The sequence below is a fragment of the Candidatus Krumholzibacteriota bacterium genome, assembly GCA_016931295.1.
Lineage (GTDB): Bacteria > Krumholzibacteriota > Krumholzibacteriia > Krumholzibacteriales > Krumholzibacteriaceae > JAFGEZ01.
The window spans coordinates 1-8,947 of record JAFGEZ010000043.1 but is presented as its reverse complement, the minus strand read 5'-3'; the positions used below and the strand labels follow the sequence as shown (position 1 = coordinate 8,947).

The 8,947-nt window shown below is 67.6% G+C and carries 7 protein-coding genes and 1 CRISPR repeat array; all 7 genes read right to left on the bottom strand.

Annotation, left to right across the window (positions count from 1 at the left end; genetic code table 11):
* Positions 1 to 2,094 (bottom strand): AAA family ATPase (locus JW876_11115; GenBank protein MBN1886057.1); only part of this gene is annotated, 2,094 nt, incomplete at its 3' end.
* Between the two features lie 215 nt (positions 2,095 to 2,309).
* Entirely contained in the window at positions 2,310 to 4,142 is a 1,833-nt protein-coding gene (locus JW876_11110) for a hypothetical protein (GenBank protein MBN1886056.1), read from the bottom strand.
* A gap of 102 nt (positions 4,143 to 4,244) precedes the next feature.
* Positions 4,245 to 4,589, bottom strand: coding sequence for a hypothetical protein (locus JW876_11105; GenBank protein ID MBN1886055.1), 345 nt, complete (start codon positions 4,587 to 4,589; stop codon positions 4,245 to 4,247).
* Positions 4,570 to 5,322 (bottom strand): hypothetical protein, encoded by a 753-nt coding sequence (locus JW876_11100; protein MBN1886054.1) that lies wholly within the window; start codon positions 5,320 to 5,322, stop codon positions 4,570 to 4,572. Before JW876_11100 ends, JW876_11105 begins: the two co-directional genes overlap by 20 nt.
* A gap of 2 nt (positions 5,323 to 5,324) precedes the next feature.
* The gene (locus JW876_11095) at positions 5,325 to 6,401 is read right to left on the bottom strand and encodes an AAA family ATPase (GenBank protein ID MBN1886053.1); all 1,077 of its coding nucleotides are present in this window, start codon (positions 6,399 to 6,401) and stop codon (positions 5,325 to 5,327) included.
* Positions 6,402 to 6,521: 120 nt separating this feature from the next.
* The gene (locus JW876_11090) at positions 6,522 to 6,944 is read right to left on the bottom strand and encodes a divergent PAP2 family protein (GenBank protein MBN1886052.1); all 423 of its coding nucleotides are present in this window, start codon (positions 6,942 to 6,944) and stop codon (positions 6,522 to 6,524) included.
* Position 6,945: 1 nt separating this feature from the next.
* Entirely contained in the window at positions 6,946 to 8,538 is a 1,593-nt protein-coding gene (locus JW876_11085; GenBank protein MBN1886051.1) for a hypothetical protein, read from the bottom strand.
* Between the two features lie 194 nt (positions 8,539 to 8,732).
* Positions 8,733 to 8,946: a CRISPR direct-repeat array (repeat unit 31 nt; unit sequence GCCGGTTCACCCCCACGCGCGTGGGGACAAT).
* Position 8,947 lies beyond the last annotated feature (1 nt).

The window sequence follows — 8,947 nt, the reverse complement described above, 5'->3', positions numbered from 1 at the left end:
CTGGAGCAGGACGTTGAAGACGTCCGGGTGCGCCTTCTCGATCTCGTCGAAGAGGATCACCGAGTAGGGACGGCGGCGGACCGCCTCGGTGAGATACCCTCCCTGCTCGTACCCGACGTAGCCGGGCGGCGCGCCGAGGAGCCGCGAGACGGCGTGCTTCTCCATGAACTCCGACATGTCGATCCGCACGATGGCGTCCTCGTCGTCGAAGAGGACCTCGGCGAGGGCCTTGGCCAGCTCCGTCTTGCCGACCCCGGTGGGGCCGAGGAAGATGAACGATCCGAGGGGCTGGCGCGGGTCGTGCAGGCCGGCCCGCGCGCGGCGGACGGCGTTGCACACCGCCTCGACGGCCGCCTTCTGGCCGACGACGCGCTCGGCGATGCGCTCCTCGAGGTGGAGGATCTTCCGTTTCTCCTCCTCGACCATGCGGCTGACGGGGATCCCCGTCCAGCGGGAGACGACCTCGGCGATCTCGTTCTCGCCGACCTCCTCCTTGATCAGGCGCCCCCCCGAGGATTCCAGGTCGCGGAAACCCTCCCGGCGCGACGCGAGATCGCGTTCGAGCCCGGCGATGAGCCCGTAGCGCAGTTCGGCGACCCGCTCGAGATTCCCCTCGCGCTGCGCTATCTGCTCGTCGGTGCGCGCACGGTCGAGTTGCTCCTGGAGATCCCGGATGCCGTCGACGACCTTCTTCTCACGCTCCCAGCGGAGCCGCAGCCCGGCCGCCGTCTCCTCGAGCGCGGCGAGCCGCCGGAGGACCTCCTCGAGTCGCGCGGCCGACTCCTCGCGGTCGCGCTCCTTCTCGAGGGCCCGCTTCTCGATCTCGAGCTGCGTGACGCGATCCTGGATCTCGGCGAGCTCGCTCGGCATGCTGTCCACCTCGAGACGGATGCGCGAGGCCGCCTCGTCCATCAGGTCGATGGCCTTGTCGGGGAGGAACCGCCCCGGGATGTACCGGTCGGAGAGGCGAGCCGCGGCGATCAGCGCGTCGTCGAGGATGTTCACGCCGTGGTGCACCTCGTACTTCTCCTTGAGGCCCCGGAGAATCGCCACCGTCTCCTCGACGCTCGGCTCGTCGACGACCACGGGCTGGAACCGCCGCTCGAGAGCGGCGTCCTTCTCGATGTGCATGCGGTACTCGTCGAGGGTCGTCGCCCCGACGCACCGCAGTTCTCCGCGCGCGAGCGCCGGCTTGATCATGTTCGATGCGTCGACGGCTCCCTCCGCCGCCCCCGCGCCGACGAGCGTGTGCAGCTCGTCGATGAAGAGGATCACACCGCCGTCCGCGCCGCTCACCTCCTCGAGGACCGCCTTGAAGCGCTCCTCGAACTCACCGCGGAACTTCGCCCCCGCGACGAGGGTGCCCATGTCGAGGGCGAGCAGGCGCTTCCCCCGGAGGCTCTCGGGGACCTCGCCGGCGGCGATGCGCTGCGCGAGCCCCTCGACGATCGCCGTCTTGCCGACGCCCGGCTCGCCGATGAGCACGGGGTTGTTCTTCGTCCGCCTGGAGAGGACCTGCGTGACGCGGCGGATCTCCTCGTCGCGCCCGATGACCGGGTCGAGCTTGCCCGCGCGGGCGAGCTGCACGAAATCGCGGGTGAACCGCTCGAGCGCGCGGTAGCTGCCCTCCGCGTTCTGCCCGTCGGACCGGTGCGATCCGCGGACCGCGGCGAGCGCCTGGAGGACGGCGTCGCGCGTCGCTCCCCGATCGCGCATGAGGCGGCCGACACCGTCGTCGCCTCCGGCCATCGCCAGAAGGAAATGCTCGGTCGACACGTAGTCGTCCCTGAGCGTCTCGGCCTCGCCCATCGCCCGCCTGATCGTGGCCTGCAGCTCGGCCGACGGAGCGGCATCCTGGGCGCCGCCGTCGAGTCTCGGCAGCGCCCCGAGGAGACGCCGGAGTCCCGTCTCGAATGCGCCGATGTCGACGCCGATCTTCTCGAGCACCGGCCGGGCGATCCCCTCTTCCTGCCCGATGAAGGCATCGAGGAGATGGGCCGTGGCCAGCTCCGTGTTGCCCGCGCGGAAGGCCGCCTCGCGAGCCGACGCGAATGCTTCCTGCACCTTCACCGTGAATCTGTCGAATGTCGTCATGAATCACCTCGTTCGCTATCTGTACACCGTTCCGGATACGCACCGGGCGTGCCATGCCGCCGTGCGATGGCAAGAATTTCAATACCGTTGCCGTTGTTACAGTTAAGTGAGCGGACGTCCGCGGCGGCCCGCTGGAGCGGTCACGCCCCGCGGCAGGGCATACGCCATACTGTCAGCCGCTCCCGCCGCGAACCGCCATTCCGGCACACGCCCGCCTAATCGAAGAGGATCTCGCCGAAATCGACGATCGGGGGCGCGTTGTAGATGATGCGTACCACGTTCGCCTCGTCCTCGGTCACGTGCCGCTGCTGCGGCAGCGTGTTGCCGATCATCAGGTGGCCGAGGTTCATGCTGTGCGCGACGAATGCGATGCAATGGCCGAGCTCGTGCGCGTAGACGAGATGCGGCAGGATCGTGATCGGCACCCCCGTATAGCCCGTGTAGATCCAGATCGTCCGCTGCTTCGGCGTGCCGTCGGGATTCAGGGCGTTCGTCTCGTAATGGTGCTTGTACACGTTGATGTCATCGTAGGCGATGACGATGTCGGCGGTCTCCGCGTCGGCGGCCTCGACAAAGAGATCGTAGCCGGTCATCGCCTCCCATTCCGCGAGCGCGCCGCTCACAGCCGCCTGCAGGTCGACGTCGTCGACGATCTTCGGCGGATTGTAGACGGCGAGCGGCCAGTGGTTCCAGCCGCGGAAGACGGTGGGCGCGCCGAACCGGCCGTCCGTGGCGGTGACCCCCTTGAGGAAGAGGAGGAAATCATGATCGTAGTGGTAGGGCTCGATGGTGTTGACGAGGCCGAGGACCGGTATCAGCCCGATGTCACGCTCGAAGCTGTCGGTGAAATCGATGATCCTCATGGAGAAATCGTACCACTCGCCGTAGGGGCCGGGCGTTCCCTCGTCGCGCGCCCTGATCTGCGTGGTGTAGTAGGGCAGGTTGGGAAGGATATAGTTTCCCGCGGCGTCCGAGGTGTCCGCGATGTCCTCGGCCGAGACGACGATCCCCGGCACCGGACCGCCGGTCACCAGATCGAGGACGCGCCCGGAGACGTCGAATCCCCGCACGAGCAGCATGATGTCCGCGCCGAGAGGCGACATGTTGAAGAAATCGTCGATTGCCCGGACCATCACGAAGATGTCGGTGCCCGGATTGAGGTTGTAGACGGTCATCGTCTCGACCGAGCCGGCCGGCGACGGCGCGGGCGTGCCGTTCTTCGGGGAGGCCTTCGCCCAGTCCTCCTGCGTCAAAATCGGCTTCGTGGCGGTCCGCACCTCGTAGCGGACGGCGGTGCCCCAGGTGTCGTCGTCGCCGGGAGCGATCCACCGCAGGCGCACCGTTCCCGCCTCGTCACCGGTCTCTCCCTCGAGATCGTGGATCGCCGCGGGCGGGATCGTGTCCGGAAATCCCGTCACCGTCACGCTCCACGAGGTCGTGTCCCCGTACTGGCCGTCCCAGACCACGCCCGAGACGCGATACGATCCGCTCTCGAGGAAACGGTAATCGATCTGGGTGACGCCGGACCGTTTCTCGATGAACGTCCCGTCGCCGTCGCGGATGTCGAAGGAGGTCAGGAGCGCGCCGGGATTGTCGTCGGAGACGCTGATCGCGAAGCGGAGCGTGTCGCCGACGGCGCGGGCGATCTGCGTCTCGAGAGGCGAGTAGGCGGTGATCACCGGGGGCTCGTTCGCATGGGAGAAGACCCGGACGTTCCACACGTGCACGGCCGTCCCGGCGCCGTCGCTGGCCCGTCCCTCGATCCGGTAGACGCCCCCGATCATGGCACGGAACATCACCGACTCCGCCGCGGCGAGAAGCGAATCCCCCGCGACGAACGAGTAGTCGATGCGATCGCTGTCTACGTCGATCGCCGAGATCGCGAAAAGGCACGAATCCGGCGCCTCGAAATCGATGTAGGTCTCGCGCGGCATGTATGAAGAGATCTCGGGCGGCGAGTTCGGGCGGGCCGGATCGTTCTGGAACATGCAGGATCCGGCGGCAATCAGCACGAGAGACAGTCCGAACAGACACGTCGAACGACCCATTGACTCCACCTCGCTTTCGGACCCCGATACAAGATAATACCCGGGTGGCGGACAGGAAAGGGGTTTGTCGGAAACGGGTGCGGAAGACGTCACGGACGGGTATCAGACCGTAACGCGGGCCGGCGGCGGCGACGCGCCGGCGGTATCGAGAAAATGCCGCATCGCGAGATCGAGGGCCGCGGCGAGCCCCTCCCGGGTGGCGACCCGCATCTCGCAGGGGCAGGCGGCGCCGACGGCGGCGAGAAAGAGATCCGCGTAGGGGGAGACGCGCACGACGAACCCGTTGTGGGCGACGAAGCGCGCGTCGAAGGGAGCCGTCTCGACGACGACGCCGGGGAATCCCTCCACCTCCGCGCAGAAGGTCGCGAACAGGCCCCGCACCTCCTCGCGCTCGATCCGCCGGGCGAAATCCTCCAGTGTCGGCGTCTCACGCGGCGCCGGTCTCATCGCGCTCCTTTCCCCTGCCGGCCAGGCGCTGCAGGAGCGACGCCGCGATCTCGCGGAAGAGGGGCTCCTCCGGGGGGAGCGGCCGCGCGGCGCCCGCTCCGTACGCCGGGGGAAGGTCGAACCGTTCGTCCGCCCCGGCGTCACCGTCGACGACATACCGCAGCGGGCGCGCACCGCCGCCGGCCGTCGCCGTCGCGCGTGCCGCCGCCGTCCCGCCGCCGAACCGCACGATTGCCGACGGGCCGTCCCACGCCCTGCCGCCACGCAGCCGGGGCAGGCAGGCCGCGACGAGATCCTCCGTGGCCGGCTCCTCTCCCCTCCCTCCCCATGCGACAAGCAGGACGTGCGGCCGGCCGGGGTCCGGCACGGACGGCGCCGCCGCGAGATCCGCCGGCCTGGTCGCGTACCGGAAGCTGATCTGCTCACCCATCCTTCCCGCGACGACCCCGCCGCCGTCCAGGGCCGGGGCGAGGTAGTCGTCCGGGTGCAGCGAGAAATAGAATCCCGCGTTGGGAAGCCCCTCGCCGGTCTCGAGGAGCGTCGTGTCCACGCCGCAGGCCGCGAAGGCGGCGGCGAGCCCCGCGGCGGCGTAGGCCCTGACGAACCGGGAGGGGTCGACGGACAGCCAGATGCAGATCTCGCCGCCGGCGCCGGCCCGTTCGTCGCAGGCCGTCGTCGACAGGAAGAGGTGGGAGACGTCGTCGAGGCGTTTCGGCTTGCGTGTCGAGGGCATCGTCAGACGATCAGGAGAGAGTTTTCCTGCCCGAACTCGTTGAGCACCGAGTCGGCGTTCGCCGGATCCTTGATCCAGACGCCGTCGACGATGAACCGGTACTCGTATTCGCCCGGATCGAGCATCAGGGTGGTCTTCCACAGCCCGTCGCGCGGATCGCGCTCCATCCGCATACCCTCGCGCGACCAGTTGGTGAATTCGCCGGTGAGATAGACGTTCCCCGCCCGCGGCGCGTCGACGGCGAAGAGTATCCCCTCCTTGACGCGGCGCGGCCCGTGCAGCCGGACCATCCAGTCGTCGATCTCGTCGGTGACGACGATGTGCCTGCGGTGCTCGAGCTCCTCGGCCAGAAGCAGGAACTCCCGCTGGAGCCGATCGACGTTCGGCATGCCGAAGATCGAGACCCCGCGCATCGCCGCCTCCTTGAAACGGACGGAGTGGCTGATCACCGACTCCATCAGCACGCCGCCGTGCTCCTGCTCGAGCAGGGCGACGAGGTCCCGCGAGAAGGTCGTCCGGTTCTCGAGGTTGTTGATCAGCACGTGGACGTGGACGGTCCGTTTCGTCTCGCGTTCGAGGAGAGCGAGCGTGTCGCGCAGCTTCTGCAGCCCCTTGAACGAGAACCAGCTCGGTTCGGTGGGGATGATCACCTCTCCCGCCGCGACGAGGGCGTTGAAGGTGAGCAGCCCGACGTTCGGCGGCGAGTCGATGATGACGTAGTCGTAGCGGCCTTCCTCGATCCTGTCGAGCTTGGCGAGAAGCCGCGATTCGCGGGCCTGCTTCCCGGACAGCTCCTGCTCGATGGCGCTGAGCACCGACGAGGAGGGGATGATGTGGAAGTCCTCCGCGATCGGCGTCGCCGCATCGTCGATCTTCACGCGCGGATTGATCAAAAGATCGTAGGCGGTGTGCTCGACCTCCTCGACGCGCACGCGCAAACCGAGCGAGGCGTGCGCCTGCGGGTCGAGATCGACGAGAAGCACCCGCTTCCCCATCTCGTTGAACGCCGCGGCGAGGTTGATCGACACGGTGGTCTTGCCGCAGCCGCCCTTCTGGTTGATCACCGAGATGGTCCGCATGGGTCCTCCCTTCGGTTGGCGCCGCTTCGACCCCCCGATCGCGATGGACGCGTTCATTTTCCGGCCCGTTCCCGGAACGTGTCAAGTGTTTTTTCGACTTTGTATTACCTGATCATGCGATCAGTACATGAGCAGCGCGACGGCCAGCCCGAGCACGAAGCCGCCGATGACCTCGCTCCAGGTGTGCCCGATCAGCTCGCGGAGCTCCTCGGCGTTGAGGTGGTGCGTCTCGCGCACCCGCTCGATGATCTCGTTGAGCACGCGCGCCTGGTTGCCCACTTCCTGCCGGAGGCCGGTCGCCTCGAAGACGAAGTAGAGGCTGAAGACGAGCGATATGCCGAAGAGCGGCGAGGAGACGCCCTGGAAGACGGCGACGCCGGCGGTGAGGGTCGTGACGGCCGCGGTGTGCGAGCTCGGCATCCCCCCCGTGTCGAAGACGCGGATGAAGTGGAAGCCGCGCCTCATCGCGAGGTCGACGAAGGGCTTGAGGAACTGCGCCGCGACCGCCGAGACGAGCGTGGCGACGCCGACGGGGTGAACCATCCTACTTTCCTTCCACCCACCACTCGTGGAGATTGTGGTACGTGCTGATCGGATCGGGCCTGGCGTCACGGACGCGACGGTGGATGACGTTCGTCGCGTTCCCGTAGTAGAGGAAGGTATACGGCTGGTCGTCGTATATCATCCGCTGGACGCGGGAGAAGAGTGGCCGCGCCTCCTCGAAGTCGAGCATCCCGGCTGCGATCGCGTTGAGGCTGTCGACCGCGGGGTTGCAGTAGTCCACGCGGTTGTAGCCTCCGTGCCGCGCGTCGCAGGACCAGATCGGCGCGAGGTCGGCCTTCGTGCCCACCCGCCACGAGTTGACGACGCCGTCGTACTCGCCGGCCTTGAACCGGGAGAGGAAGACGGTCCACTCGATCGCGGCGGCCTCGACCCTGATCCCGACGAGCCGGAGCATCTCCTGCACCATCACCTGCGTGTCCATGCGGATCTGGTTGCCGTAGTTCGTGGACAGCTCGATCACGAAGGGCCTGCCGCGCCACTCCAGCCAGCCGTCGCCGTCGACGTCCTCGATGTCCGCCTCGGCGAGGAGTTTCACGGCCCCTCCGGGATCGAAGGGGACGGGCTCGATCGACGGATCGTACGCCCAGACGAGCGGCACGAAGGGGCTGTTGCAGATCGTCGCGTGGCCGTAATAGAGGTTGTCGACGATCCGCTGCCGGTCGATCGCCATCGTCAAGGCCCGGCGGACCCGCCGGTCGTCGAAGGGCTCGCGGGCGCCGTTCCACCCGATATAGCCGTAGGCCCGCGTCGGGAACGCGTAGACGACGAGATCGGGATTCGCCTTCCCGATCGCGTCGATCTCGCCCGGCGGCACCGCCTCCATGACGTCGATCTCCCCGGCGCGGAGCTGCGTGAGCAGCGTCGTCTGGTCGGGGACGATCTTGATGACGACCTTCTCCAGCAGCGGCTTGCCCTCCTCGTAGTACGAGTCGTTCGGCACGAGGGTCAGGAACTGCCCCTTCACCCATTCGCCGACGCGGAAGGGGCCGGTGACGGGCAGCTCCTCGACGGGCAGGCGGCGGAAGTCGAGCCGGCTCATTCCGGCCAGGACGTGCGCGGGAAGGATGGGCCCGTCGACGGCGTCCATGAGCTGGTAGGGATAGATGCGGGTGAAGCGGTAGACGACGGTGAGATCGTCGACGGCCCAGACGCTGTCGATGTGCTCCTTGAGGTGGGCGCCGGCCCACGCGAGCGCGGTGTCGGTCTGCGCGCGGAAGGTCTCGACGACGTCGCGGGAGGAGAAGGAAACGCCGTCCGACCACGAAACGCCCGGCCGGAGATGGAAGGTCAGGAACCGGCGGTCCTCCGAGAAGCTCCAGCGCTCGGCCAGCCGCGGCGAGAAGGTGAGGAAATCGGGATTCTCGTCGAGCAGGGAAAGGAAGAGGAGCTGGTAGATGTCGCGGGCGTGCGCGTCGGTCGTGGCCATCGGGTTGAGGCCCTCGTAGGGGCTGATCTCGCCGACGACGATCGTGCCGCCCCGGCGCGCCGCTTTTTCGCGCTCGCCGCAGGCGACCGCCGCCAGGGCGGACAGGCCGATGACGAGAAGAACGAGACGGAGGGTTCGAGCGCGCATCGATGCCACCTTTCCCGCGAGACTGCCCCGGACGCGGATTCCTTCTTTTCGCCGGACACGATACATATTACGCTCCGGCAGGATCGAGGGCAAGGCTCGAAACGGCGGAGGTCACGTCAGATTATCAATGCAATTTCTTAGTGGAATCAGACCCGACGCGAACACTCGTCGTCCCCCGCTTGCAGAGAAGCTGGGCTGGTTCACCCCCACGCGCGTGGGGACAATAGTACTACACGCTGTCGCATGATGGCGCCCGGCGGTTCACCCCCACGCGCGTGGGGACAATGCCTTGATGTCGCCGGGACGGACAATGAACGCCGGTTCACCCCCACGCGCGTGGGGACAATACATGGCCCATTCGCTCCTTTCGAGCGATGGCCGGTTCACCCCCACGCGCGTGGGGACAATG

Coding starts and splice junctions, on each gene's coding strand:
- JW876_11110 (MBN1886056.1), bottom strand. CDS start 4,142: ATGGGTCGTTCGACGTGTCTGTTCGGACTGTCTCTCGTGCTGATTGCC.
- JW876_11105 (MBN1886055.1), bottom strand. CDS start 4,589: ATGAGACCGGCGCCGCGTGAGACGCCGACACTGGAGGATTTCGCCCGG.
- JW876_11100 (MBN1886054.1), bottom strand. CDS start 5,322: ATGCCCTCGACACGCAAGCCGAAACGCCTCGACGACGTCTCCCACCTC.
- JW876_11095 (MBN1886053.1), bottom strand. CDS start 6,401: ATGCGGACCATCTCGGTGATCAACCAGAAGGGCGGCTGCGGCAAGACC.
- JW876_11090 (MBN1886052.1), bottom strand. CDS start 6,944: ATGGTTCACCCCGTCGGCGTCGCCACGCTCGTCTCGGCGGTCGCGGCG.
- JW876_11085 (MBN1886051.1), bottom strand. CDS start 8,538: ATGCGCGCTCGAACCCTCCGTCTCGTTCTTCTCGTCATCGGCCTGTCC.